The organism is Streptomyces alanosinicus (assembly GCF_014650595.1).
GTDB classification, from domain to species: domain Bacteria; phylum Actinomycetota; class Actinomycetes; order Streptomycetales; family Streptomycetaceae; genus Streptomyces; species Streptomyces alanosinicus.
This window is the reverse complement of the sequence record NZ_BMVG01000008.1, coordinates 148,274-174,293: the sequence shown is the minus strand read 5'-3', so window position 1 is coordinate 174,293 and position 26,020 is coordinate 148,274. Positions and strand designations below refer to the sequence as shown.

Sequence of the window (26,020 nt, the reverse complement as noted above, 5' to 3'; positions counted from 1 at the left end):
GTACCTTGCCGGGGGCAACCGCACTGCCTTTCCGGACGCCCGCGCGGACCACAGGGGAAGGAACTCCGGTGCGCGCCCGCCCAGTTCGACGGTCCCGCACCGGCGAGCCCCTCAGGCGCCGACGACGTCCGCCAGATACGGCCCGAACTCGCTCTCCAGGACGAGCCGGCCCAGCTTGCGGTACTCCTGCACCACCGCTGTCACCAACTGCCGCATGGCGAGCGGACCTCCGGACTCCGCGGCCAGATAGGCGGCGGTCACCGCGCAGGCCCGGATGGAGCCACCGGCCAGTTCGAACCGTTCCGCGCAGAAGCCGAGGTCCAGGTCGTCCGCGCGGGGCAACCGGGCGCCCAGACAGCGGTCCCACAGGGCCAGCCGCTGGGCCGCGTCGGGCACCGGGAACTCCGCCACCACATCGAGCCGGCGGGTGAACGCCTCGTCCAGGTTGGCCCGGAGATTGGTGGTCAGCACGGCGATCCCGTCGAAGGACTCCATGCGCTGCAGCAGATACGCCGACTCGATGTTGGCGTGCCGGTCGTGCGCGTCCTTGACCTCCGAGCGCTTGCCGAAGATCGCGTCGGCCTCGTCGAAGAGCAGCACGGCGTTGACCGCGGACGCCTCGGTGAAGATCCGCTCCAGGTTCTTCTCGGTCTCGCCGACGTACTTGTCGACGACCGTGGACAGATCGACCACGTACAGATCCATGCCGAGGTCCGCGGCGACCACCTCGGCCGACATCGTCTTGCCGGTGCCCGACTCGCCCGCGAACAGCGCGATCACACCCCGGCCCCGGCCCCCGCCGGGCCGCATCCGCCACTGTCCGAGCACCTGCTCGCGATGGCGGGCGCGCACGGCGAGTTCCCGCAGCCGGCGGTGGGTCGGCTCGGGCAGCACCAGGTCGTCCCAGCCGACCGCCGGCTCCACCCGGCGGGCCAGCCGGGCCAGCCCCGCGCCGTTCTGCGCGCGGACGGCGAACCTGAGGTCGTCGGGGCACACCGGGCGGCCCGCGAGCGCGGCGGAGCGCAGCGCGGCGTCCGCCGCGCGCCGCAGCTGACCGCCGTCCAGACGGTGCGCGGCGACCGAGCGGGCGAGGGCATCGACGTCGGTGCCGCCCGGCACGGAGCCGTCGGTGTCCGTCAGGGCCAGGGCGTGCCGCCAGCGCGCGGCCTGCCGTTCGGGGGAGGGCGGGGCCACCGGCAGGACGACCGGGGTGTCCGGCGCCCACGTCGGGTCCCAGCCCTCCCGGCCGTGGGTGAACAGCGGGATGCCCCGCAGCGCCGTGCACAACTCGCTGAGGGCACGGGTCCGTTCGGCCGGCGGCGCGGGCAGCGCCTCCAGGGGGCCGAGGACGACACCGGCGCCGGTGAGGCGGGCTTCCAGCGCCGCGACCCGGGCGAGCGCCCGCACCTCGCCGGGGCGCCGGGCGAGCGCCGCGGCGTCGAGGACCAGCGTGTCCAGCCCCGCCGTGCGCAGGGCCGCCGCGGCGAGTCCCGGCGCGTCACCACCCCGGTCGAGCAGATACACCGACCCCGTCCCGGAGCGGGCGGCCAGCGCCGCCCGGCGCACCTCGTCCGCGTCGGCCGTCGGGTCGTCCGTGCTCTCGCCGAGCACTCCGGCGAGCCGGGCGTCCGGCGCCGTACCGCCCAGCAGATGGCCGCTCACCCGGTCCGGCACCACGAGCACCCGCGACAGCGGCGGCCGGTCCGGCTCGGTGACCTCCAGCAGTCCGCCCGCGACCAGCGGCGCACCCGGTGCGAAGCGGAACCGGGCGGCCGACGCCGAGGCGAGCCCGCACAGCTCCAGCGCCAGGGCGACCGTGGGTCTACGGCGGGTCAGATCGTCGTTGAGATAGCCGTAGAGCCGCTCGAAGCGGGCGTCCAGGTCCGGTGCCAGCGCGATCAGCAGCAGATCGATGTCGAGCGGCGACAGCCCGAACCGCGCGGCGAGCGAGCCGAGCACGGAATCGGGCGGCGGGGGCGGCGGCTCGTATCCGGGCACGCCGAGCCCGCCCGGCTCGTTCAGGATCCGCTCCACGGCCTCGGGGGAGAGGTACTGGCCGCGGTAGGGGTCGTCGGGGTCGGGATCGACGGCACGGCGGGCGGCCACCGCGTGGCGGACCCGGTCCTCGACCAGCCGCAGGCGCTGCCACAGGGGATCCGCGGCGACCGCGGTGACGACATCGGCGGGGTACGTCACGGCCGGCGGCCCCCTCTGCGGCGGCGGGCGGGCGCCGGGCGCCGCTCGCGCGGAGCGGCGAAACCGTCCGGACCCGGGTCGCTGACGCCCTCGTAGCGCAGCCGGCGCCCCGGCACCGGATCCCCGTCCTGCCCGTGATCCCCGTCCTGCCCGTGATCCGCAGCCTGGCTGTGATCCGTGGCCCGCACCACGAGTCCCTCGGTGACCGGCGGCGCGGCCGCGCTGCTCGTCCCGGCGAGCGGCGCGCGCACCCGCACCCCGAGCGACGCCTTCAGCTCGCCGCCCAGCGCCGACCACACATCGGAGGCCGACGGCCCGTCGGGCTCTGCGCCGGCGGTGTCCAGCGCGACGGTCAGGCCCAGTTCGGCCAGCGAGCCCGTGAGCAGGTGCTGCGGCAGCGCGTCCACGGCCACCAGCGTGGCGAGCACCTGCGACAGCAGCCGATGCTCGTCCTGCGGGCGGCTCGCCCACGCCGTGACCAGGTAGGTCAGCTCGAACCAGCGGGGCGGGGTGCGCCGCGCCACGACGTACCCGTCCGCGTCGTACACCTCGCCGGCGCCGGCGCCGCGCCGGGTGGCGTCCTCCCGGATGTCGTACAGGAACACACAGACGGTGGGGGCGTTGCGGCGCGCGGCCCAGTCCCGGGTCGGCGCGTCGAGGACGATCTCGACCCCGGACGCCTCCAGCCCCGACCCGGCGAGCAGAGTGCGCAGTGCCTCGTCGACCTCGTGGATCACCGGCGGGTCACCTCGTCCGGCGGCTGCACACTGCCGTTCACCACCAGGAAGTCGGTCTTCACCGGGGAGAATCCGGGCCCGCTCGCGGTGATGGTGCGCGGACCCGTCTGGTCCTTGCTGAGGATCAGCAGCTGGCCGATGAAGGTGCCGTCGGGCAGGGGCACGGTCGGTGCCGCGGCCGCGGTGATCCCCGGCTTCCAGGTGAAGCGCACCGGGACGCCCGGCGGGAAGTCCTTGCCGCGTACCGAGGTGACGAAGCCGGGCTTGCCGATCGGCGGGACCGCGATGATCTTCGGCTGGAGGATGCGCAGCGTGGTGCGTGTCTTGTTGTCGCGCGGGTCGGCGTCCGTCCCGGTGGTGGTGAGGGTGCCGGTGGCCCGGCCGGTCAGCGCGTGATCGGGGGAGAGCACCACCCGTACGACGGTGGAGTCGCCCGGTGCCAGGTCCGGCAGCGCGCACACCCAGCGGGCGTCGCAGCCCGGCGGCGGCCCGCCGTTCGGGATCCCGGCGGGCAGCCCGATCCGCAGCCGCAGCCCGGTCGCCAGCGCGTTCCGGCCGTTGCGCACGGTGTACGTCACCACGACCCGGCCGCCCACATAGCCCGGGTCGGGCTGGGCGGTGACCCGGACGCCGGGGCCGGCCTTGGGAGCGGGCGGGGTCGGCGGGGCCGGGGGTGTGGGCGGGGTCGTCGGAGGCGGGGAGGTCGGCGGAGGAGAGGTCGGCGGAGGAGAGGTCGGGGGCGGGGTGGGCGGGGCGGCCTTCTGCACCGGCACTACGGTCCGGGCCGTGTTGTCGCCGGGCTGCGGGTCGATCACGCTGCCGGTGACCGACCAGTCCACCGGCTGGTCGCCCACGGTGCGCCCGGTCAGTGTCACGGTCACCGGCACGGTCGTGCCGGGGGGTACCACCCCGATGTCGCACTGCAGGGAGGCGGCGTCACAGGTGCCGCCCGGCCGGCGGACCCGGGTCACGCTCACCCCGGCGGGCGGTGCGATGGTCAGCCGGGTGCCGGGCGAGGCGGCCGGGCCGTTGTTGACGACGTCGACGCGGACATCCGTGGAGTGGCCGACGGTGACCGCGGGTACCGTGCCCGGGGCGTGCACGGCCAGGTCCACCGACTGCTGGACGCTCGGCTCCTTCTGCCGCCCCGGCAGTTCCAGGGTGAGCGGGGTCTGCCGGCCGGTCGCGATGTTCAACAGGTGTAGCTTCTCGGGGCAGTTGACCGGCGCGTCGGTGCGCGAGCTGAAGACGATCCCGGTGCCGTCCGCGGTCCAGGCCGCGTCACGCGGCTGGTGCGGCCCGGTGACCGAGCTGTCGGGCAGCTCCTGACGGCAGGCGTCGCCGTTGCCGCGCGCGGATTCGGGCAGCAGCACCTGGCAGGTGCCGCCGGACACGGAGGTGAGCACCATGCCGTTGTGCTCGTCCACCTGGCCGCCGCCGTTCTTGCGGTTGAAGGCGATCTGCCGTCCGTCCGGCGAGAACGCCGGACTGTCGTCGATGACCGCGCAGTTGCCGGGGCAGATCGCCGAGCTCAGATCGTGCTGCTGATCGAGGTGGTCCACCGGCACGGTCCAGATGTGCTTGTTGCCGCCGTTCCCGTCGATGGTCATGTTGCGGGTGAAGGCGAGCGTGGTGCCGTCGGAGGACCAGGTGGGCTGGGCGTCGCCGCCCGTCTGCTGTCCGGCCGGCGGCACGATCTCGTGCACGATCGCACCGGTGGTGGCGTCGGCGATCAGGATGCGCCCGGGCCCGGAGGCGGAGCCGACCCCGCCCGGCGACGTCCGGGTGAACGCGATGTACTTGCCGTCCGGCGAGAACGTGGGGTCGGTGTCCCAGTCCTTCGGCCCGCGCCCGGCCAGCGGCATGGGCGCGGGGTTGGAACCGTCGGCGTCCACCGTCCAGATCCGCTCGATCCGGTCGTTCGCGTCGCCCTCGAACACGGTCACCACGATGCGGCGGCCGTCCGGTGTGTAGTTCTGCCGCTCGGTCCACGGGTCGTACCCGGCAGCCGGGTTGAACAGGGGGTCCTTGGCCGGATCGGTGTTGGTGTCCGCCGCCGGGTCCTCGTTCAGGATGGTCAGCCCGAGGTCACGCGGGTCGGCGCCGTCCGCCCGGACATCCTGGAGGGTCACCACATGCGGACCGTGCACACCGTCCGCCTTGTTGGTTCCCTTCGCCGTGGTGCGGTCCACCACGACGTAACCGCCGTTCTGCGGTCCGGCCCAGGTCGGCGTGCCGACCGCGCGGTCCTCCATGAGCACCAGGTTCGGGCCCGATGTGCGGTTCTGGACCTGGTACACGTGGTCCCAGTCGCCCTCGCAGCCACAGGTGCGGTCCGGGCTGAGGAACAGCACGCCCTCCCCATCGGGCATCCAGGCTGCCCCATGGGTCCGCCAGTCGGCCGATGTGCCGGTGAGCAGCGGCTGGTCGCCGGCCGTGCCGCCGGTCACCCGCAGCCGGGGGCCCGCCGAGTTGTCGGAGGCGGTGGGGGTGGAGGTGTACGCGATGAGGTCCCGGTGCGCCGGGTCGTTCACCGGGTTCCACACCGGCTCCGTCGCCTTGTCGCCCAGCGTGCCGGTCACCCGGGTCGGGGTGCCGCCGGCCAGCGGGCGCACATAGATCTGTTCCCCGAACACCGCGTCCGCGTCGCAGGCGTACGCCAGGCGCTGCCCGTCCGGCGACACCGTCGGGCTCTCCTCGTTCACCGGAGTGTCGGTCAGCCGGGTCAGTCCGGTGCCGTCGGTGCGCACCAGCCACAGGTCGCGCTGCTTCTTGCCGTCGGCGCCGCCGGGCTCCGCCGAGTCGAACACCACGGACCGGCCGTCCGGGGTCAGCCGGGGGTGTGCCGCGTCCCGGCCGCTGGTCAGCTTGCGTACCGAGCCGTCGGGGGCGCGCAGATAGATCTGGGGGTTCTTCTCGTCGCGGCGGCTCGCGAACACCATCGTGTCGCCCAGCGCCGACGGTTCGACGTCGTAGTGCGCCGGACCCGGCCCGAACAGCGGCTCGCTGTCCTTGGTGTCGATCACCTTGCCGAGACTGCGGTGCCCGGTGCCGGCGTAGGCGATCCGGGTGGCGGAGGCGTCGATGGCCTTCGGCTGGGCCTGGGCACTGCCCGGACCCGAGGCCGCCGTCAGCGCGAGCAGCGGGACCAACAGGAGCAACGAGGCTCCGAATCTCCCCAGCCGACGCTGCCCGCCGGGGTCAGCGGTGCCGTTCACGGTCCACCTCGCAGTCTCGGAACACATGGGTCGCCCCGCCACTCTGGCTCCGCGCGGGCGTCGCGCGGCAGGGCGGCGGGGCCGTGCCCGGGGGAAGCGCCGGCTGCGCTTTCGGGCAACACCACGGTGCCGGACTACAGATGACGGATCATCAGATCAGGCCGTTGCGCAAGGCGTAGCCGACGGCGTGGGCCCGATTGCGCAGTTGCAGACGTGTGGTGATCTCATGCAGCACGTTCTTGACGGTCCGTTCGGAGTACGACGTCTTCTGCGCGATCTCGGCGGTGTCGAAACCGTCCGCCACCAGGCGCAGCATGTCCGCCTCGCGCGCGGTCAGCGTGGACAGGGTCAGACCGTGCGGATCGAGCGCCGAGCGCTGCAGACTGCCGACATGGCTCAGCAGCTTGCCCAGCAGATCGCCGGGGAGCACCCCTTCGCCGTTGGCCAGCGCGACCGCCAGATGCAGCAGCCGGTCCTGGTCCGCCTCGGTGCGCCGCAGCACCGCCGCGACACCGCACTCGATGACCCGCTGCAGCGCCGCGGACTCGAAGGAGCCGACCACGAGCCCGGTGCGGGTCGCCCGGTTGCGCTGCAGCCGCTGGAGCAGGGCTATCACCTCGTCGTCCACGGAGTCGACGACCACGAGGGACGCATGCGCCCGTTCCGCGTCGGTGTCGTCGAGCAGTTCCACCTCGGGACGCTGGCGGAGCTGATGGACGACACCGATGCGCAGCACCAGGTCCTGGGCGTAGACGGCGACGGAGACCCGGTGCGGCCGGCGGGCCGTACCGGACTGAAGTTCTGTTGTGGTGAGGGACATGCAGAGTCCTGTTTCAGTGGGAGGAGCGAAGAGGAGCGGAAGGACACGGAAGCCTGTGCGGGGACGGTGTCGGGGCCCGCGGGAGGTCCGCGGACCGGTCCGGGGCCGGTCAACGAGCCTGCCGATCCGTCGAGTTGGCCTTGACCGCGCGGGGCACGCGTACTGCCCGGACGTTGCCCTCGCACCTCTCGTGGCCGTCCGCGGGCGGTTCTACGGTCATCGCGTGACGCCTTCTGCAGCCTCTTCCAGCCCTGGACTGCCAGGGCTCGACATGCCCGCCGTGACGGTGATGCCGGGTGGTACCGCCTCGACCCGACTGACCGTCCGCAACGACAGTGACATCGTCGAGGCGTACACCTTGGAGGTCGTCGGCGACTGTGCGGCCTGGGCCACCGTGGAACCCGAGCGGGTCTCGCTGTATCCCGGGACCTCCGAGACGGTGACCATCCGGCTGGACCCGCCCCGCTCGCCCGAAGTGCGTGCGGGTGATGTGCCGCTGGGCGTACGTGTGCTGCCTGCCGAGCACCCCGAAGCGGTCACGGTGCCAGAGACGACGGTGCACGTGGAGGAGTTCCACGAGCTGCGCACCGAGATCCTTCCGCGCCGCCGGCGCGGCTGGCTCCGCGGCCGCTACCGGCTGGCGGTGCGCAACGAGGGCAACGCCCCGGCCCGGATCGCCCTGACCCCGGAACAGGCGGGGGAGGAACTGCGGTTCGCGTTCACGCCCGCCGAACTGACGCTGGAACCGGGCGAGTCGGCGGAGACCCGGCTGCGCGTGCGCACCGGAAAGCCGGTCTGGTTCGGCAAGCCGGTGGTCTGGCCGTTCACCGTGCACGCCACGGACACCGCGGCCGCGGAGCGGGCCGAGCAGCCGGGCGCCCTGGTACGGCCGCCGCTGGAAGCCGAGTTCGTCCAGATCCCGATCTTCCCCAAGTGGCTGCTGGCCCTGCTCGCCGCCCTGATCGCGCTGCTGCTGGCGTGGTTCGCGCTGGTCCGGCCGGCCGTGCGGAGCGCCGCCAAGCAGGCCGCCAACGAGGTGGTCCAGCCGCGTCCCACGCCCGGCGGACCGGACGGGCAGTCTCCGGGGAACGGTTCCGGGGGCAAGACGGGTACGGGTTCCCAGGGCGACAAGGGGACGAAGTCGGGCAGCGGCGGCAGCGGCGGTACCGGCGGAGACGGTGGCGACGGCGGCTCCGGCCAGCAGAGTTCGACCACGATCGACGTGCAGACGTCCGGCGGCCAGGACAACGCCGGTACCTATGTGGTGCCGAAGGGCAAGCTGTTCGGGATCACGGACATCGTCGTCGCCAACTTCCAGGGCGACGAGGGCGTCCTGACGATCACCTTCGGCGACCGGAAGATCACCACGATCGCCCTGGAGACCTTCCGCAACCAGGACTACCACTGGGTCACCCCCATCAAGATCCCCCAGGACGCCAAGGTCATCATGAACGTCACATGCGCGAAGCCCGGTACACCGGCGACGGGCCGGCAGGCGCAGCAGTGTCATGAGGTCCTGAATGTCAGTGGCGTACTCAGCGACGTCACTCGATGACATCGCTCCCTCGAACATCGTTCGCCCCATGAGCAGCTAGGGGAAGAGGAGAGTCTCACTCCGTCCGAAAACCGTCAGAGTGTGGGAAGTTACGGACACTTTTTGAAATAGGTCAGGCGCCCGGAATCTCGCGGTTCTTCCGGGCGCCTGACGGGTCTGACGGCACACGACCAGCAAGCGGAATTGGCTGGTTCACGTCTTTGATGTCATGCCTTGCAAGCGCGAAGGTGCTGTGCGTCGACGTCAAGGTGACACGCCGAAACGGTGTCAGACGTCATCCGTCGTTCGCAGGAGCGCGAACGCCTCGTCGAGCAGTACGGCGAAGTCCTCGGCCTTGCGTGAAGCGGGCGCCTCGGCGCCACGGACATGGATGAGCAGGGCGCCGCGCACGGCGCCGACGGCGGCTCTGGCCAGGACCGAGGCGCGCAGCGCGCGCCGGCCGGCCGGCTCCTCGGGCTCGTGCTCCGCGAAGCGTGCGGCCAGTGCCGCGCCGATGCTGTCCTCGAACTGGGTCAGGACATGGGTGCGCCGGGTCTGGCCCGTCAGTGCGCGGGGCGGTGCGCCCACGAAGAGGATCGCCAGCCCGCCCTCGCGCCGGGCCGCGGCCGCCAGCAGACTGTGGTGGACGGCGGTGAGCGGCGGTTCGCCGGCCGGCCGCCGCGGGATCTCCTCGGCGACCAGCGGGACGAAGTCCAGGATCTCGGCGAACACGAGGTCTTCCTTCGAGGGGAAGTAACGGAAGAACGTGCGCTCGGTGACGCCGGCCTCGGCGGCGATGTCCTTGACCGTCGTGTCCTGGAAGCCGCGCTCGGCGAACATCCGGGCCGCCGTCTGCAGCAGGGTGCGCCGTGTGGCGGCCTTCTTCCGGTCCCGCCGCCCCAGCTCCGGCTCCTGTGTCCCCTGCGCGCTCACGGGATCATCCTGCCACGCTCCGCACCGCACGTGACCCCCTTTTTGACATGAGCATGAAAAGTGTCAGCCCTGACAGTTTATGTATCGTGTCAGTCGTGACATTTTTCGGTGGCTGCCTCTGCCGCGGGCACTGAAGCCCTCCCCGTACGTGCCGCTCGTTCCCGGCAACACCCCTCAAGGAGCACCCTCCATGGCTTCCCTGCTCTACCGGCTGGGCCGCGGCGCCTACCGGCACCGCCGCGCGGTGCTGGCCGCCTGGCTGCTGACACTGACCGCCGTCGTCACCTGTGTGATCGCCTTCGGCGGCACGACCGACGACGAGTTCACCGTGCCGGGCTCACCGGCCCAGACCGCGATGGACGCCCTTGAGCGCGAGCTGCCCTCGGCGGCCGGCACCAGCGCCCAGATCGTCTTCGTCGCGCCCCACGGCCACTCGGTCACCGAGCCGCGCTACGCCCGGGCGATCAGCTCCACCATGGCCGCGGCCGGCCAGGCTCCCCAGGTCGTCGCCGTCACCGACCCGGTGCGCGGCAAGGTCATATCCCCGGACCGGACAACCGCGCTCGGCCAGGTCCGCTACCAGGTCACCCGGGCCGGCCTGCACGACGACAGCCTGGGCGCGCTGGAGCGGACCACCCGGCCGGCGAAGGACGCCGGGCTCACGGTCCAGGTCGGCGGATCGGCGTACGGCAGCAGCAAGAGCGGCGGGCACACCAAGGAGCTGACGGGCGTGGCCGTCGCCCTCGTCGTGCTCACGATCACCTTCGGCTCGCTGTTCGCCGCGGGCATGCCCCTGCTGACGGCGGTCGCCGGCGTGGCCGTGACCCTGCTCGGGCTGTCCGCGCTGACCGGCGTACTGACCATCTCCAGCACCGCGCCGTCCCTCGCCTCCATGCTGGGACTCGCGGTCGGCATCGACTACGCCCTGTTCATCCTCTCCCGTCACCGCTCCCAGCTCGCCACCGGCGCGGACACCGAGGAGTCGGCGGCGCGGGCCATCGCCACCGCCGGCAGCGCGGTCGTCTTCGCCGGCCTGACCGTGCTCATCGCGCTGTGCGGGCTGGCCGTCGTACGCATCCCGTTCCTGACCGTCATGGGCCTCGCCGGTGCCGCCGCCGTGCTGGTCGCGGTCGGTGTCTCCACCACACTGCTGCCGGCCCTGATGGGCTTCGCCGGGGAGCGGCTGCGGCCGAAGCCGGGCTCGCGCGCCGCCCGCCGCGAGCAGGCCGCCCAGAGCGCCGGGCGCGGGTCGCTGGGCGAACGCTGGGGCAGGATCGTCATCAGCCGCCCGCTGCTCACGCTGGCGGCGGTCCTCGTCGGCCTGCTCGCCCTCGCGATCCCCGCCCGGGACCTGCAACTGGCCCTGCCCGACAACGGTTCCGCCCCGGCGGGCAGCGGTCAGCGACAGGCGTACGACACCGTCTCCGCGAAGTTCGGCCCCGGCTTCAACGGCCCGCTGCTGGTGCTCGCCGACACCTCTCACGCCGACAGCACCCAGCAGGCCACCACCACCCTCGTGCGGGACCTGAAGGCCACCGCGGGCGTCGCCACGGTCGGCGCGCCGCAGCCCGTCCCGCACCAGGACGCGGTCCTCATCCAGGTCGTGCCGAGGACGGGGCCCGCGGACGAACGGACCAAGACCCTCGTCGAGCACATCCGCGCGGAGGCACCCGACTGGCGCGAGCGGACGGGGGCGCAGGTGTCCGTCACGGGTACGACGGCCGTGAACATCGACGTCTCCGACCGGCTGGCGAGTTCGCTCGTCCCGTTCGCCCTGGTCGTCGTCGGCCTGTCGCTGCTGCTGTTGCTGCTCGTCTTCCGCTCGGTGGTCGTGCCGATGAAGGCCGGTCTCGGCTTCCTGCTGTCGGTCGCCGCCACTTTCGGCGCGGTCGTGGCCGTGTTCCAGTGGGGCCGGCTCGCGGGCCCGCTCGGCGTCGCGCAGACCGGGCCGGTCGTCAGCATCCTGCCCATCCTGGTGATGGCGGTGCTGTTCGGACTCGCCATGGACTACGAGGTGTTCATGGTCAGCCGGATGCGCGAGGCGTACGTCCATGGCGCCGCACCCCGTGATGCCGTCCTGGCCGGTTCCCGCCATGCCTCCCGCGTGGTCACCGCCGCCGCGCTGATCATGTTCGCGGTGTTCGCGAGCTTCGTGCCGGGCGGCAGCACCCTGCTCAAGCCGATCGCCTTCGCGCTCGCCGTCGGCGTGCTCATCGACGCCTTCGTCGTCCGTATGACCCTCGTCCCGGCGGTCCTCGCGCTCGTCGGCCGGGCCGGCTGGTGGCTGCCGAAGTGGCTCGACCGGCTGCTGCCCGACCTCGACATCGAAGGAGAGCGTCTCGCCCCTGCCCCTGCCCCTGCCCCCGTTCCCGGCGAGCCGGCGGCGGCGAAGCCCGCGCCCGTGCCCACCGCGAGCGGGCCGGGCACGCCCTGAGCAGGGCTCTTGGCCGGGGTGCGCCGCATCGCCGTACGGCGCACCCCGGCCAAGCCGACCGAGTCGGCCGAACGCTCCGTGCCCGCGCGCCGGTTCGTCCCGGACGCGCCGGTGATCCCGGAGGTGCGTTGCCGCCTCGTGTATACACGCCATGTATACGTCCTGTGTATAGTGCGCGCCGTGGAACTGAGACCCCGAGGGGCGACGATGGCGACGATCACTGCCGACCCGGCCGACCGCACGAGGGACCGAACGCCGTGGGCCGGCCCCGCGGCGGCGGTGTCGGGCGCCGGCGTGCTGCTCGGCGTACTGACCAATCTGGCGCAGGGGTGGCTGCCCGGGGCCTGGCAGCAGATCGCCAACTCCGGTGCCGTGTGGGCCGCCGTCGCCTTCGCCGCCGGCGCGCTGCTGTATGCGCGGGGCGCGGCGGGCAAGGCCGCGATCGGGGGTCTCGGCGCGGAACTGGGCCTGGTCGCCGGGTACTACGGTTACGCCGAATTCGGGCGCGGCGGCGCCGGGAGTCTCTTCTTCCCGCTCGTGTGGGCCGGCATGGCGTGCGTCGCGGGTCCCCTGTTCGGCGTGGCGGGCCACTGGTGGCGGCGCGGCCCGGACGCACGCCGCCGCGTCACCGGCCTGGGCGCGCTCGCCGGGCTCTTCGGCATGGAGGGCCTGGACTACGCCTGGATACTCCACTACACCGCGCAGGCGTGGGCCTGCGCGGTGCTGTTCGTTCTGATCCCGCTGCTCATGGCCCGCACGCACAAGGAGCGCGCCCTGGCGCTGGGCGTCGCCGTGGCCTGCGCGCCACTGGCCTACGCCGTCATCGAACTGCCCCTCCAGATGCTCTCCGGCTGAACCGAACGCCGGTCAGCCGAGGACGGTCTCCAAGACGACGATGTGGCCGGCGTCGGGATCGAGGCTTCCGCCGAGCCGGCTGAACGCACCGTCGGTCAGGTCCAGGCACTTGGGCTGCTGCGGAGTGGAGACGAAGGCGCCCGGTCGTTGACGCGGACCACCAGGGAGGCGCCGTTGGCGGCGTTGGTCACCTGCACCAGGGTCCCGAAGGGGAGCTGGGGCCGGCGGCTGAGCGAGGTCGCCGCCGTGTCGGCGTCGTTGTCGAAGAGTTCACCGCTGGCCGTCAGGGCGCCGGGCGGCTGGGGGCCGTAGTGGGTCGCCCAGCACGGATCGGAGGCGTGGGCGGGGGAGGCGCCGAGCAGACATGCGGAGACGCCCAGAGCGGCTGCGAGCGCGCCGGCGGGGAGGGACCTGGCCATGAACAGGTGGCCCTTTCGGGTGGGGGGTGTGACTGAACCGTGAAACTAAAGGTCCAGACCAGTTGCGTCAAGCGGTGAAGTAAGCCATGACGGAAGGGAGTTGGGGGCGTTCGGCATCTTGTCGTGAAACCGCCGACCGGTCCGCCGGGCGGTGCGTGTCGGCGAGGTCGCGGCATGAGGGAAAATAGTTGCCTGGAGAAACTACGGGGAACGTGGGAAAGGCCCGTCATGCCGCACCTCACCATCGACTACTCCGCCCGCCTGGCCGGAGCGTTCGATGTCTGTGCTCTTGTGAAGCAACTGCATCCGCTCGTGGTCGAGGAGTCCGGTTCCTCGGGCGTGTGCAAGACGCTGGTCCGCCCGGTGGAGACCTATGTCGGGGACGTGCCGAGCGCGCAGACCGCGTTCGTCCACGTGGACGTCGGCCTCATGCCCGGCCGTTCCGAGGAGCGGAAGGCGCGGCTGTCCGAGAGCGTGCTGGCCCTGCTCGGCCGGCATGTGCCGCTGGACGACGGTGCGGAGGAACAGGCGGTCCTCACCGTCGAGGTGCGCGATCTCGCCGCTTCCTACCGGCTCTCGCCGTCGGTGCGCTGAGCCGCCCGGGCGGCGCCGGGACGGCGACACGACGGTCCGGCCCGCCCGAATCCGGTTGTCTGCGGCGCCGCGCCCGCACTACCGTGCCGCGGTGGATCTCTTCTCACGTTCTTGGACGGCGCTGCTCACGGCGGTCGCCGCGGTCCCGGACGAGGACTTCGACCGGCCGTCCGGCTGCGCGGGCTGGCTGGTACGGGACCTGGTGTGCCACCTGGTCATCGATGCGCAGGACGTCCTGATCACCCTGGTCACACCCGCCGACACCGAACCGACCGTGGACGCGGTCACCTACTGGAAGCTCGTGGACCCCCCGACCGGCGAGGATCCGCTCGACGCGCTGATCCCACGGCTGGCCGCCGCCTACGGAGAGCCGCGGTGGCTGAAGTTCCATCTGGACGACGTCGGTTCCGCGGCAGGCCGCGCCGCCGCACTCGCCGATCCGGCCGCCCGCGTCGGCACCCGCGACGAGGTGCTGACCGTCGGAGACTACCTCTGCGCGTATGTGGTCGAGTGGACCCTGCATCACCTCGATCTGAACGCCCATCTGCCGGCGGCCGCCGAGCCGCCCGCCGAGACCCTCGCCGCGGCGCGCGCGTCGCTGGAGACGATAGCCGGGACCGCGTTCCCCGCCGCGCTCTGCGATCGGGACGCGCTGCTGATCGGCACCGGACGCAGTACGCCCACCGAGGCGGAGGAGGCCGTCCTCGGCGAACTCGCCGCGAGGCTCCCGTTCGTCCTTGGCTGAGCGGGCCCGTCCTCGCCTCCTCGGCCGGGCGCTCCCGCGTCCCTCGCGGGGTGCTCCGATGTCCCCTGAGCGCTCCAAATCGGCTTGAGCCGAGGGCACCTGATGCGATTAGCTTTCAATCCGGTCACTACCATGTGGCCCCAAGACAACGGTTCGACCGGCTCGTCCGATGTGAGCCGGATCGAGGTCGCCGATGCCAGGGACCGCTCCCCGGGCTGCGGTGATCTTCCTTTCCAGGAGGACCTTTCCGCATGTTCCGACAAATTGGCACCACAGTCGTCCGTCATCCCGTGTGGACGATAGTGGCATGGCTAATCGCCGCGGTGGCGATCGTCGCCACCGCACCGAGTCTGCCCTCGAACAGTGACGAGAGCAGTTTCCTACCGAAGAGTTATGAATCCATCAAAGCGGCGGATCTCCAGCAGAGGGCGTTCCCCAGCGCCTTCACCCCGTCCGCGATCGCGCTGTACCAGCGCACGGACGGCGGCAAACTGACCGCCGCCGACCAGAAGGACATCGCCCGGATCACCACCGAACTGGGCAACAAGCACATCGACCAGGTGCAGAAGGTCGTCCCCGGCCCGCCGTCCAAGGACGGAAGGTATGACCTGACCCTGGTTCAGATGGACAGCAAGAACGCCGGTCAGCCCAAACAGGCCGACGCGGCCAAGGTGTTGCGCGATGACATCAGGCAACTGGCCAAGGGCACACATCTCGACGTCAAGCTCGGCGGCTCCGCCGCCCAGGCCCTCGACCAGCAGGACTCCTCCAAGCGGGGCCAGGCGCTGATCGGCATCGGCACCTTCGCGATCATTCTGGTGACCCTGCTGATCATCTTCCGGGCACCGATCCTGGCCGTCCTGCCCCTGGTGCTGATCGGCCTGGTGTCGGCCATCGCCAACGGACTGATCTCCTACGCCACAAAGCTGTTCGACCTCCAGGCCAACAGCTCGATCTCGTCGATCCTGATCGTCGTGCTCTTCGGCGTGGGTACGGACTACTTCCTGTTCCTGATGTTCCGCTACCGCGAACGCCTGCGCGCCGGTGACGAACCCAAACAGGCCATGATCAACGCGGTCGACCGGGTCGGTGAGGCCATCGCCTCGGCGGCCGGCGCCGTCATCATCGCCTTCCTCGCGCTGGTGCTCTCCACCCTCGGCTTCCTCAAGCAGATGGGCCCGGCGCTCGCCATCGCGGTCGGCGTCACCCTGGTCGCGGGCCTGACCCTGATCCCGGCCGTGGTCTCGCTCATCGGACCGAAGGTGTTCTGGCCTTCCAAGTCCTGGAAGAAGGAGCCGGAGAACGCCCGGTTCGCGGCGCTCGGCCGTGGTGTGCAGCGCCGCCCGGCGCTGACCGCCGCGGTGTCCGGTCTCGTCCTGGTCGTGCTGTCGCTCGGCACCCTCGGCTTCCACGCCACGTTCGACCTGGCGTCGGGCTCCATGCCGAAGACCAAGGAGTCCATGGTCGTCCAGGACCAGATGCAGAAGGCGTACTCGGCGGGCGCCGCGGCACCCACCGACGTCTATCTGTCCAGCACCGACGGCAAGCAGCTGGACAAGGCCGGCTTCGCCGCGTACGCGCAGAAGCTCGGTGCCGTGGACGGGGTCGCCAGCGCCCGGATGACCCAGCTGAACAAGGAAGGCACCACCGCGGACTTCACCGTCACGCTCAAGTACGAGGCGTCGACGGACAAGGCGATCGACGCCGTGGGCAAGGTGCGCGATGTCGCCCACTCCGACGCCCCGCCCGGCACCGAGGCGGTCGTCGGCGGCATGTCCTCGATCTACAAGGACATCAACACCGCGGTGAACCACGACTACAAGACGGTCTTCCCGGTGGCCGCCCTCCTCATCATGGTCATCCTGGGCCTGCTGCTGCGCAGCGTGGTCGCGCCCTTGTACCTGATGGCCTCGGTGGGCCTCGGCTTCGGCGCCACCCTCGGCGCCACCGTGTGGATATTCCAGAAGGGGGAGGGGCATTCGGGCCTGATGTTCATGCTCCCGGTGATCATGTACCTGTTCGTGGTCGCCATCGGCACCGACTACAACATCCTCATGATCGCCCGGCTCCGCGAGGAGGCCCGCGAGGGCCGCGAGCCGCGCGAGGCCGCCGGCATGGCGCTGCGCCACGCCGGACCGACCGTCGCCGCGGCCGGCTTCATCCTCGCGGCGACCTTCGCCACGATGATGCTGGCGGGTAACTCGCTGCTCACGGAGATGGGTTTCGCGGTCTCCTTCGGCATCATCGTCGCGGCGTTCGTCATGGCGATGTTCTTCACCCCGAGCCTCACCGCGCTCATCGGCCACGCCGCCTGGTGGCCGGGCCACGGCGACCAGGCCGAGGCGACGACGGCCGGCGCGGGCACCGGGACGACCGGTTCCGAGCCGCCCTACGGCACCGACCGGGACTCCGTCGTCCACGACCCGGCGGGACACCGCAACTAGGGCCTGTCCGCCGGGCAGGCCCTGGCGGCAGCATGACAGGGAATTCCTGACGGGGGAGTCCTGCCCGGCCACGACGGTCCGGCAGGGCTCCCCCGTCGCCGTACGGCAGGGGGCCCTGACGCGCGCCCGGGCGCTCCAACCTCCCCCGCAGCACCGGCAGTTCACCCAACCGGGACCCGCGCATCAACCGCCGCACGGGTGGGCGTCCGACGCGGCGAGCACGCTCGCGTGCATGGCCATCACCTCGTACAGACCCGGACTCACCCGTGCGGCGGCCGTCACGGTGACCGCCCTGCTCGTCCTCCTCGCCCCGCCCGCCGGCCGGGCCGGCGCCGCCCCGGCGACTCTCCCGCTCGGCGATCCCGGCCTCCCCGAGACCCGCACGACACAGACCCTGGCCGCCGGCGTGACCCTCACCCGTATCATCCGGGGGACCGAGCCCGCCCCGCCCGGCCAGATCGACACCACGGCCCGGGGCCCCTGGCGGGTCGACGTCCTGACGATCGACCCGCACACGGCGCACGGGCATGTGCGGGCGACCTACGGCCCCGACCTGGCCCACACGGAGAAGACGACCGAACTGGTGCGCTCCGCCAGGGCTTCGGCCGGCGTCAACGCGTCCTTCTTCACCTTCACCGCCAGCGCGGAATATCCCGGCGACCCGGTCGGGCTCGGCCTCTACGACGGCCGGCTGCTCAGCGAGCCCACCGGTGACACCACGGAGGCCGACTTCCTCGTGGACGCCGCCCATGGCGACCGTGCCCGGATGGGCCGGATGAGCTGGACGGGCAGCCTGCACAACCGGCGGACCGGGGCCACGCTGCCGCTGACACACGTGAACCACCCGCCCGTGGTGCCGCCCGCCTGTACCGGGCTGCCCGATCCGACGCAGTGCTCCGTACCCGGTGATGTCGTGCGCCTCACACCGGAGTTCGCCGGCACCACACCCGTCGGCGCGGGCGTCGAGGTGGTCCTCGACCGACACGGCTGCGTCGTACGCACCCGGTCCTCGCGCGGCACCCACCTGGTCCCCGGCCAGACCTCGGTACAGGCGACCGGCGTCGGCGCGGCCGCCCTGCTGCACACCGCGGGCGGGGGCTGTCTGCGCACCGACTCCGCGCTCACCGACGAACAGGGCCGGCGTGTGCCCGTCCACCCGGGCCTGTCCGGCGTGACCGGCCGCTATCGGCTCACCGCACACGGCCGCATCGTGGTACCGGCGGGCTCCGGCGGCTTCTTCGCGCGCAACCCGCGCACCATCGCCGGTACGACCCGCGACGGCAAGGTCGTGCTGGTGACCGTCGACGGCCGTATGACGACCAGTGTCGGCACCACGATGGACGAGACGGCGGCCGTGGCCCACGCGCTGGGCCTGACCGACGCGGTCAACCTGGACGGCGGCGGATCCACCACCATGTCCGTCGAGGGCACCCTGGTCAACCACCCCAGCGGCCCCACGGAACGGTCCGTGGGAGACGCCCTGGTCTTCGTCCCCGGCCCGTACCGTCCTGCAGGGCAGGGAAGTTGACCACCGCCCGGTGCCGTGACCGGAAAGGCGGCGCACAGGCTCGCGGCACCTCCGCTCCGCCCGCACGGCTTCACCCAGGGCAGAACGCCGCTCCCTTCCCCCGGCGCCCCGGATCCCTAGGCCCTGTCGTCAAACTCCCGTCGTCCGCCCGGAGGGCGGGCCTGGGGACGGCTGGTGCGTGCAGCTGCAAGGCGGAGGAGGGAGTCGACGCGGCGCGTCGGCGACTGACGACAACGCGGCAGATGTGCGTGCCAGCCGCCCCCAGGCAGGCGGGAGTTTGACGACAGGGCCTAGGCTGAGGGGGTGAGCACCCATACGCCGAACGAAGCCCGTGTCATCCCCCTGCGCCCGCAGGCCTCACCGTCCCGTCCCGGTGGGGCGGCCCGCGGTCCGCAGCGACCGGCGGGAGCCCCGCAGACACCCGCGCCGAGGGAGCCCCTGTGGCGCGACCTCGTCGGCGATGTGCTGCGGCGCGAGCGGCTCGCCCAGGAACGCACGCTGAAGGACGTCGCGGAGGCGGCCCGGATCTCGATGCCGTACCTGTCGGAGCTGGAGCGCGGACGCAAGGAGGCCTCGTCCGAGGTGCTCGCGGCCGCCGCCCAGGCCCTCGGCCTCGGCCTCGCCGACCTGCTCTCCCTCGCCCAGGACGACCTGGCCCGGCCCACCCGGAGCCGGGTGGGCCGGGGCCGTACGACGCCCACGGCGCGGTACGACGGCCTCTGCCTGGCCGCCTGACCCGACCGGACCGACGGCCGGTACGACGGGGCGCACCACCGCCGTACCGGCCGGCTCGCCGGCCTTCGGCCATGGCCGCGCGGGGGTCAGGCGAACGCGAGCCGTCGGCTCAGCACCTCGTCGGCGAGCCCGTAGGCGACGGCCTCCTCGGCGGTGAGCACCTTGTCCCGGTCCATGTCCGCGCGCAGCGTCGTCACGTCGTGATGCGTGTGCCGGGACAGGACCTCCTCCACCTGCGAGCGGATACGGACCATCTCCTTGGCCGCGAGGCTGAGATCGGAGACCGTCCCCTGCCGGCCGCCGCTGGCCGGCTGGCCGAGCAGTACCCGCGCGTGCTGGAGCACGAACCGTCGCCCGGGATCTCCGCCGGCCAGCAGCACCGCCGCCGTCGACGCCGCCTGACCGACGCAGAACGTGGAGATCGGCGCCTGCACGAACGTCATCGTGTCGTAGATCGCCATCAGCGAAGTGAACGATCCACCGGGCGAGTTGAGATAGATCGAGATCTCCTGCTCCGGATTCGCCGACTCCAGATGGAGGAGTTGGGCGATGACCACATTGGCGACCCCGTCATCGATCTCGGTACCGAGGAAGATGATCCGTTCGTTCAGCAGCCGGCTGAAGACGTCGTAGAACCGCTCACCCTGCGCGGTCCGCTCGATGACGTACGGAACAGTGTACGACCCCATGTCACAACCCCATCCGTCGGCGCGACGCGGCCGGGCGGATGTCGGCGAGCGACTCCACCACCCGGTCCACGATCCCGTACTCCCTGGCCTGTTCGGCCGTGAACCAGCGGTCCCGGTCGCCGTCCCGGGCGATCGTCGCCTCGCTCTGCCCGGTGTGCTCGGCGGTGATCCGCTCGACGGCCTTCTTGGTGAACTGGAGGTTCTCCGCCTGGATCTCGATGTCCGCGGCGGTGCCGCCGATGCCCGCGGAGGGCTGGTGCATCATGATCCGTGTGTTCGGCAGCGCGAACCGCTTGCCGGGCGCCCCCACGGTGAGCAGGAACTGGCCCATGCTGGCGGCGAACCCCACCGCCAGCGTCGAGACGTCGTTCGGGATGAGCCGCATGGTGTCGTAGATGCCGAGACCCGCGGTGACCGACCCGCCGGGGCTGTTGATGTACAGGCTGATGTCGGTGCGGGGGTCCTCCGCCGACAGCAGCAGCAACTGTGCGCACACCCGGTTGGCCGACACGTCGTCGACCTGTGTGCCGAGCAGGACGATCCGCTGGGCCAGCAGCTGGGCCGCGAGATGGTCGTCGAAACGGCTGGGCGGTGTGTCGCCCTCCTCCGCGCGGGGCGCGAGCGTGGTGAGTGAGGTCATCTGGTCTCCTTGGATCTCCTTGGCCGCGGCAGGGATGCCGTCGACTCCACTCTTGACCTCGGAAGACCCCCGGATACGGATTCTCTGCCCGCCGCAGATTCGCCAAGGGCAGAGCTGACGTCTCAGCAGGGGCCCTGGGGAGGCGTGGACAGTCGCCCGCACACACTCTCAAACGAGCCAGGCGACCAGAATGTTTCGACTTAATAAGTTTATAGGCCCGTGGCTGGATTTGCGGGAATAGGTCCCGGTCATCATCACTCACTTCGGCGCGGCGTGCCCCGCGGAACCGAAGGGGGAGGAGTCGCAGCGTGGGGCGTGGAGGACGTCGACGGGGAGTTCACTCGATGCACATGTGTCGTGTGTGATCGGCTGATGCGGAACTCGGCCGGCCACCCGTGTGGCGGGCAAGCGATTCCCGCGCGGCGCGCCCCCATCGACCCCCTTTCGTGAAAGCCCGGGAGAGGTCCAGCCTTGTCTGCGGTTTACCTCGGACGCGTCCAGCTGCCCCGCGCTCTCGCCTCGCTGTTCGCGAGGCGACAGACGTCGGGCTGCTCCGGGGGAGTCCGGTGTCGAAACCCGATCCCGGTCATCGCCCACCCCACGCCCGGTCTCGTCGAATCCCTCGGCGAAGCGGGCATCTTCGCCTAGCGCGATGACTCGCGCTGACCAGTGAAGGAGGAGTTCCGTGACATCAGTCGTCCCCTCTCCGCAGCCGGCCGCCGCCGACAGCGGCAACACCAACCCCAATCTCGTCAGGGACGGAGGCTTCCAGAAGGCACCCAATTTCCTGGAGTCGGAGTACGTCTACTACAACGCGGTCGCCAGGGCACAGAACGTGTATCTCTCCGAGTGGGACTACGGCAGCAACGGCAACAATCTCGGCAACGACCAGGGGCCGAGGGGGAATTACATCGACGTGCGCAGCCACGACTACGCCTTCGACCAGAACGAGTGGCGGGACGCGTCACACGGAAGCAACGCCGTCGACCTCATCGGCATGGGCAACCAATGGCATGGCTACGTGGGCCAGCGCATCGCCGGGCTGATCCACGGAGCGCGGTACGAAGTCACCTTCCTGGCGGGAGCCGCGTTCGCCCAGGACGGCCCGCACCCCGTGCGGATGCGCTATACCGTCACCGACGGCTCCTCGCCGTTCGGCGGCGTCGAGCTGGACCGGGACATCCTCGAGATCCGCAAGGCCGACGAAGCAACAGTCGGCAGCGCCTGGAAGCGGTACTGGGAGCAGCACAAGGGCTCCTTCACGGCTGTGTCGTCCGACGCGTACATCAAGTTCGCGGACGACACCCAGCTCGGGTTCTGGTCGGGCGCCCAGCTGGCCGACGTGGCCGTACGACTCCACTCCGCGCCCGTGGTCCCGTTCTCGGTGTCGCCGGGCGACCCGGTCTCTCTCAAGCGCGGCGTCGAAACCCGCTACCCGGGCGTGCAACTGCAGAACGGCGGACAGGCAGCGGTTCCCCCACAGAACATCAAGGTGACCCTCCCTCCGGGAAAGGGGCTCGAGTTCGCCTCCTACAAGCTGACCGTCATGGACGCCTTCCAGAACACGCGTCAGTACAACGGGAACGTGTCGGCGGACGGGCTCACGTTCCCGGATGTCAACCTGGCGCTGCCGCAAGGGGGGTCGACATCCGTGATGTGGGTGGAGGTGAAGGCCGGCGCCGGCGCTCCGCTCGGAAGCACGTACCTGAGCTTCTCCATCGGCGACAAGACGTCGCCCTCCTCGATGCTCAATGTGGTGGAGTAAGGAGACAGGACGGCCGCCTGGTGTCCCGCGTTCGCGCCTCATGAATTCATGGGCGGCCCGGTGCTGGTGACAGAGTGTGAACTGGACGGGGGAAGGGTGCCTCGACCCGGGATGATTCAGCTTCTCCAGGACTGGACCACACGGGGAGGAGGCACCCTCCGGGTGCTGCCGGTGTTCTTGGACAACACCGACGAGCACCTGGTCTGCGCCGACGGCGCCTGCCGTCCGGCTGCGGCTCCTCGCCCTGGACGGCAAGCTCACCAGGGCCGAACCGGCCACCGTCTGCAGCGAACTGTTCGACGTCCCACCTCACGCGCCCGCGGCCACCGCCACGCCCAGGGCGAGCAGGGCGATCCCCGTGGCCAGGGCCAGTCCCCGGCTGACCGCGGGCCGGGTCACCAGCGCGCGGCCGCGATGGACGAGCCAGGTGAACAGCAGGTACCAGCAGGCGTTCACCAGGGCCCAGACCCCGCCGAGCAGGGCGCTGGACAGGAACACCGGCCCCGTCCCCGTGACGAACTGCGGCAGCACCGACACGGCGAACACACCGGCCTTGGGGTTGCCGAGACTCGTACCGAGGCCCGTCGCGCAGCCGCCGCGGAATCCGGCCCGGCCCGCGCCCGCCGGGGCGCCCACGGGGCCGGCCTCCCCGGGCTCCGGCGCGGCGCGGCGCGCGGCCGTCAGCGTCCGCACACCGAGCGCGACAAGCACGATCCCGCCCATGATCTGTATCGCCGTGTACGCGCGCGGACTGGCCGGCAGAACGGCCGACAGACCGGCCGCCGCGGCCATGGACCACAGCAGCAGACCGGCCGCGTTGCCGACGATCGTGCCCCGGGCCGCACGCAGTCCGCCCGCCAGCACCTGACGGATCATCACCGCCTGACCGGCCCCCGGGAGCATGGCGAGCAGCCAGGTGGTGAGCAGGAACGCGGGCAGACGGGTGGGCACGAGGGGCCTTCCGGACGGTCGGACAGGGCCGCTCCAGCATCTCCGACCAGCCCATTTAAGAGAAGTTAAGAGCCTTCGGTGCAGCATTAACATGAGTGCATGCTCGTGGACCCGGGGCAGCTGCGGCTGCTCGCCCTGATCGAGGAGTACGGCTCGCTCACCGCGGCCGCCCACGCCCTGCGGCTCACGCCCGCCGCCGTGACCCAGCAGCTCGCCAGGGCCGAACGCGCATGGCAGGTGCCCCTCGTCCGGCGCGGGCCGCGCGGCGCGACGCTCACCGAGGCCGGTGCGCTGCTCGCGGCACACGGGCGGACCGTGCACACGGCGGCGGAACAGGCGGCCGCCGACATGCAGGTGCTCCTCGGGCATCTCTCCCTGCGGCTGCGGGTCGGCGCCTTCCAGGCCGCCGCCCTGCATCTGGTGCCACCCGCGCTGACGGCGCTGCGGCACCGCCATCCCGACGCCGATGTCTCCGTCGTCGACCTGATCTCGGGCCGGGGCCTGGGCGAGATCACCGCCGGCCGGCTGGACCTCGCCGTCGTCGCCTCCTGGGGCCCCTCACCCGCGCTGCCCCCGCACGTCCGCAGACATCCGCTGCTGCACGACCCGATGGTCGTGGTCCTCCCCGACGACCATCCGCTCGCCGTCGCCACACCGCCGGGCAGACCACTGCGGCTGAAGCAGCTGAGCGGCGAGGCGTGGGTGGGCATCGTGGCCGGCCACGCCGCGCGGGAACAACTCGACCGGGCCGCGGGCGAGGAGGGCTTCACCCCCAGGGTGCGGTTCGAGACGGAGTCCTTCGACATCGCCCAGGCCCTGGTCGGCGCGGGCAGCGGCGTCGCCCTGGTCTCACGTCTGGCGCTGACCGGCATCCCCGGCACCACGCATCGGGGCCTGCTGCGGCCGCCACTGCACCGTGAGATCCAGGCGCTCACCCAGGCCGACACGACACTCACCCCGCTCGTCGAGGTGTTCCTCGGCCTGCTACGCGACGTCGCCCGCGAACGCACCGCCACCTGGGACGAACAGCCCCCGGGCGGCTGAGGATCGCCTTCGCGGGCCGCCGGACAACTCCATCGGCGCGGACGAAGCCCTCCGAAAGCGGGAGGTACGGTCCACGCGTACTGCCGTTCCCGTGGGTCAGGCGGTGGGTTCGGGGCCGTGGACGACGCGGCCGCCGAGGACCGTGTGGGTGGGGCAGAGGTCGCGCAGGCCGGTGCCCGTGCAGTGCGCGGGGTCCTGGTCCCAGACAGTGAGGTCGGCGAGCCGCCCGGCGGTGAGGCTGCCGCGCAGCTGTTCCTCGCCGAGCAGGCGCGCGGCCCGGGTGGTGTGCAGGGCGATGGCCTCGTCGTGGCCGATGGCGTGTTCGGGGCCCTGGACACCGATGACGGTCTGCCGGGTGGTCATGCCCCAGACGGAGCGCATGGCGCCGAACCGGCCGACGGGGTAGTCGGAGCCGGCGGCCACCAGCGCCCCCTGGTCCAGCCAGCCCCGGGCCGGGAACAGCGCGGCGACGCGCTCCGGCCCCCAGAACTCGCGCTCGACGTCGGCGGTGTCGTGCAGCAGCGGCTGCTGGATGGTGACCGGGATGCCCAACGCGACGGCGCGGGCCCGCTGTTCGGGGCCGGCCAGACCGCCGTGCTCCATGACGAGCGTGCCCGCGGGCACGCCGGGATGGCGGCGCAGCACCCGCTCGTAGACATCGAGGAGGAGGCGTACGGCACGGTCGCCATAGGCATGGGTGCCGACCCGCCAACCGCGCCGCACCACCGCTTCGACCGCCTCGACCAGCGCGTCGGGCTCCCAGGTCAGGGTGCCGGAGAAGGCGTGGTCGCAGGCGTAGGGCTCCTCGGTGGCGCCGGCCTCCAGGCCGCCGTCGAGGCCGAACTTCACCCCCCACACGCGCAGCCACGGGTCGGCGCCGTGGCGCAGGTCCTCCATGGCGTCGAGCAGGTCCTCCACCTGGGCGGTGCCGGACAGGCCGAGCGCGGAGATCAGCGCGCGCACCCGGATCCGGAGCGCGCCGGCCTCGCGGGCGGCCCGCAGCACGGCGTAGTCGTCGAGGGAGACCGCACAGTCGCGCACGGTGCCGATCCCCGTGGCCGCGTACTGCCCGCCGGCCAGCCGGAGCCCGTCGATACGCTGGGCCCGGCTCTGCGCCGGGACGTGCCGCTCCACCAGTCCCAGGGCGTTGTCGACGAGGCGGCCGTTGAGCCGGCCGTCCGCGTCCCGGCCGATCACGCCGCCCGCCGGCACGGGCGTGTTCTGTGTGATGCCCGCCAGCCGCAGGGCGTAGCTGTTGACGACGTCGTTGTGTCCGCCGCGCTTGACGAGGACCGGGTGGCGGTCGGTGGCCCGGTCGAGTTCGGCGGCGGTGGGCATACGGCGCTCCGCCAGATGGAGTTCCTGCCAGTTGGCGGTCGTGCGGATCCACTCGCCCTCGGGCGTCGTGGCGGCCCGCTGCCGGATCAGGTCCAGGAACTCGGCGATGGTGCGGGCCCGGTGGACCGGCACGTCATGGGCGCTGTGCCCGGCGAAGATCAGATGGGTGTGCGTGTCGTCGAACGCCGGCAGAACCGTGGCCCCGGGCAGATCGAGGACCCGGGTACCCGCCGTCACCCACGCGTCGAGCCCCTTCGGATCGGACGACAGCGCGGCGATGCGGTCGCCCCGCACCGCCAGAGCCCGCCGCGGCCCCTGGCCGGGCACCAGCGTGTGCACCGCGGCCGCCCGGATCAGCAGATCGGCACCGTGATCGGTCATGGTCGTCTCCCGCCTCGACT

20 protein-coding genes are annotated in these 26,020 nt (G+C 71.9%); 10 read left to right on the top strand and 10 right to left on the bottom strand.

Annotated elements, in window-relative coordinates; translation table 11 throughout:
* Positions 1 to 111: 111 nt before the first annotated feature.
* The 4 genes from IE277_RS19625 to IE277_RS19610 form a co-directional block, all read right to left on the bottom strand.
* Complete coding sequence (locus IE277_RS19625; RefSeq protein WP_189954164.1) at positions 112 to 2,196, bottom strand: ATP-binding protein; 2,085 nt, start codon at positions 2,194 to 2,196, stop codon at positions 112 to 114.
* Positions 2,193 to 2,933: a Pvc16 family protein gene (locus tag IE277_RS19620; protein WP_189954162.1), complete on the bottom strand. Its 741-nt coding sequence runs from the start codon at positions 2,931 to 2,933 to the stop codon at positions 2,193 to 2,195. The genes IE277_RS19625 and IE277_RS19620 overlap by 4 nt, the downstream gene beginning before the upstream one ends.
* Positions 2,930 to 6,178 (bottom strand): TolB family protein, encoded by a 3,249-nt coding sequence (locus IE277_RS19615; RefSeq protein WP_189954160.1) that lies wholly within the window; start codon positions 6,176 to 6,178, stop codon positions 2,930 to 2,932. Before IE277_RS19615 ends, IE277_RS19620 begins: the two co-directional genes overlap by 4 nt.
* Positions 6,179 to 6,302: 124 nt before the next feature.
* The gene (locus IE277_RS19610) at positions 6,303 to 6,971 is read right to left on the bottom strand and encodes a helix-turn-helix transcriptional regulator (protein WP_189954158.1); all 669 of its coding nucleotides are present in this window, start codon (positions 6,969 to 6,971) and stop codon (positions 6,303 to 6,305) included.
* 271 nt (positions 6,972 to 7,242) lie between these two features.
* Between IE277_RS19610 and IE277_RS19605 the strand changes: the two genes are divergently transcribed.
* Positions 7,243 to 8,526 carry a COG1470 family protein gene (locus IE277_RS19605; protein WP_189954450.1) on the top strand — a complete coding sequence of 428 codons (1,284 nt, stop codon included), beginning with the start codon at positions 7,243 to 7,245 and terminating at the stop codon, positions 8,524 to 8,526.
* A gap of 267 nt (positions 8,527 to 8,793) precedes the next feature.
* Here IE277_RS19605 and IE277_RS19600 read toward each other — a convergent pair whose 3' ends face one another.
* Positions 8,794 to 9,438 carry a TetR family transcriptional regulator gene (locus tag IE277_RS19600; protein WP_189954156.1) on the bottom strand — a complete coding sequence of 215 codons (645 nt, stop codon included), beginning with the start codon at positions 9,436 to 9,438 and terminating at the stop codon, positions 8,794 to 8,796.
* Positions 9,439 to 9,628: 190 nt separating this feature from the next.
* Between IE277_RS19600 and IE277_RS19595 the strand changes: the two genes are divergently transcribed.
* Positions 9,629 to 11,872: an MMPL family transporter gene (locus tag IE277_RS19595; protein ID WP_189954154.1), complete on the top strand. Its 2,244-nt coding sequence runs from the start codon at positions 9,629 to 9,631 to the stop codon at positions 11,870 to 11,872.
* A 207-nt stretch (positions 11,873 to 12,079) separates the two neighbouring features.
* Positions 12,080 to 12,727, top strand: coding sequence for a DUF6518 family protein (locus IE277_RS19590; RefSeq protein WP_229881802.1), 648 nt, complete (start codon positions 12,080 to 12,082; stop codon positions 12,725 to 12,727).
* A 95-nt stretch (positions 12,728 to 12,822) separates the two neighbouring features.
* On the opposite strand, the gene IE277_RS19585 is transcribed toward IE277_RS19590, so the two are convergent.
* Positions 12,823 to 13,146, bottom strand: coding sequence for a septal ring lytic transglycosylase RlpA family protein (locus tag IE277_RS19585; RefSeq protein WP_229881800.1), 324 nt, complete (start codon positions 13,144 to 13,146; stop codon positions 12,823 to 12,825).
* 228 nt (positions 13,147 to 13,374) lie between these two features.
* On the opposite strand from IE277_RS19585, the gene IE277_RS19580 reads away from it, so the two are divergent.
* The 5 genes from IE277_RS19580 (at position 13,375) to IE277_RS19560 (ending at position 19,192) form a co-directional block, all read left to right on the top strand.
* Positions 13,375 to 13,740: a 5-carboxymethyl-2-hydroxymuconate Delta-isomerase gene (locus tag IE277_RS19580; RefSeq protein WP_189954152.1), complete on the top strand. Its 366-nt coding sequence runs from the start codon at positions 13,375 to 13,377 to the stop codon at positions 13,738 to 13,740.
* Positions 13,741 to 13,831: 91 nt separating this feature from the next.
* The gene (locus IE277_RS19575) at positions 13,832 to 14,485 is read left to right on the top strand and encodes a maleylpyruvate isomerase N-terminal domain-containing protein (protein WP_189954149.1); all 654 of its coding nucleotides are present in this window, start codon (positions 13,832 to 13,834) and stop codon (positions 14,483 to 14,485) included.
* Positions 14,486 to 14,736: 251 nt separating this feature from the next.
* Positions 14,737 to 16,929 carry an MMPL family transporter gene (locus IE277_RS19570; RefSeq protein WP_189954147.1) on the top strand — a complete coding sequence of 731 codons (2,193 nt, stop codon included), beginning with the start codon at positions 14,737 to 14,739 and terminating at the stop codon, positions 16,927 to 16,929.
* 232 nt (positions 16,930 to 17,161) lie between these two features.
* Entirely contained in the window at positions 17,162 to 18,457 is a 1,296-nt protein-coding gene (locus IE277_RS19565; protein WP_189954145.1) for a phosphodiester glycosidase family protein, read from the top strand.
* A 303-nt stretch (positions 18,458 to 18,760) separates the two neighbouring features.
* A complete protein-coding gene (locus tag IE277_RS19560) occupies positions 18,761 to 19,192 on the top strand; it encodes a helix-turn-helix domain-containing protein (RefSeq protein WP_229881798.1) in 432 nt (143 codons plus the stop codon).
* Between the two features lie 86 nt (positions 19,193 to 19,278).
* Here the strand turns inward: IE277_RS19560 and IE277_RS19555 are convergent, their stop codons facing one another.
* Together IE277_RS19555 and IE277_RS19550 are read right to left on the bottom strand one after the other, a co-directional pair.
* Positions 19,279 to 19,881 (bottom strand): ClpP family protease, encoded by a 603-nt coding sequence (locus tag IE277_RS19555; RefSeq protein ID WP_189954144.1) that lies wholly within the window; start codon positions 19,879 to 19,881, stop codon positions 19,279 to 19,281.
* Position 19,882: 1 nt separating this feature from the next.
* The gene (locus IE277_RS19550; protein WP_189954142.1) at positions 19,883 to 20,521 is read right to left on the bottom strand and encodes a ClpP family protease; all 639 of its coding nucleotides are present in this window, start codon (positions 20,519 to 20,521) and stop codon (positions 19,883 to 19,885) included.
* A 685-nt stretch (positions 20,522 to 21,206) separates the two neighbouring features.
* Here IE277_RS19550 and IE277_RS19545 point away from each other — a divergent pair.
* Complete coding sequence (locus IE277_RS19545; RefSeq protein WP_189954140.1) at positions 21,207 to 22,286, top strand: hypothetical protein; 1,080 nt, start codon at positions 21,207 to 21,209, stop codon at positions 22,284 to 22,286.
* A 309-nt stretch (positions 22,287 to 22,595) separates the two neighbouring features.
* Here IE277_RS19545 and IE277_RS19540 read toward each other — a convergent pair whose 3' ends face one another.
* Positions 22,596 to 23,237 (bottom strand): LysE family translocator, encoded by a 642-nt coding sequence (locus tag IE277_RS19540; protein WP_189954138.1) that lies wholly within the window; start codon positions 23,235 to 23,237, stop codon positions 22,596 to 22,598.
* Between the two features lie 99 nt (positions 23,238 to 23,336).
* On the opposite strand from IE277_RS19540, the gene IE277_RS19535 reads away from it, so the two are divergent.
* Positions 23,337 to 24,281, top strand: coding sequence for a LysR family transcriptional regulator (locus tag IE277_RS19535; protein ID WP_189954136.1), 945 nt, complete (start codon positions 23,337 to 23,339; stop codon positions 24,279 to 24,281).
* Positions 24,282 to 24,377: 96 nt separating this feature from the next.
* Here the strand turns inward: IE277_RS19535 and IE277_RS19530 are convergent, their stop codons facing one another.
* A complete protein-coding gene (locus tag IE277_RS19530) occupies positions 24,378 to 26,000 on the bottom strand; it encodes an amidohydrolase (RefSeq protein WP_189954134.1) in 1,623 nt (540 codons plus the stop codon).
* Positions 26,001 to 26,020: the final 20 nt, after the last annotated feature.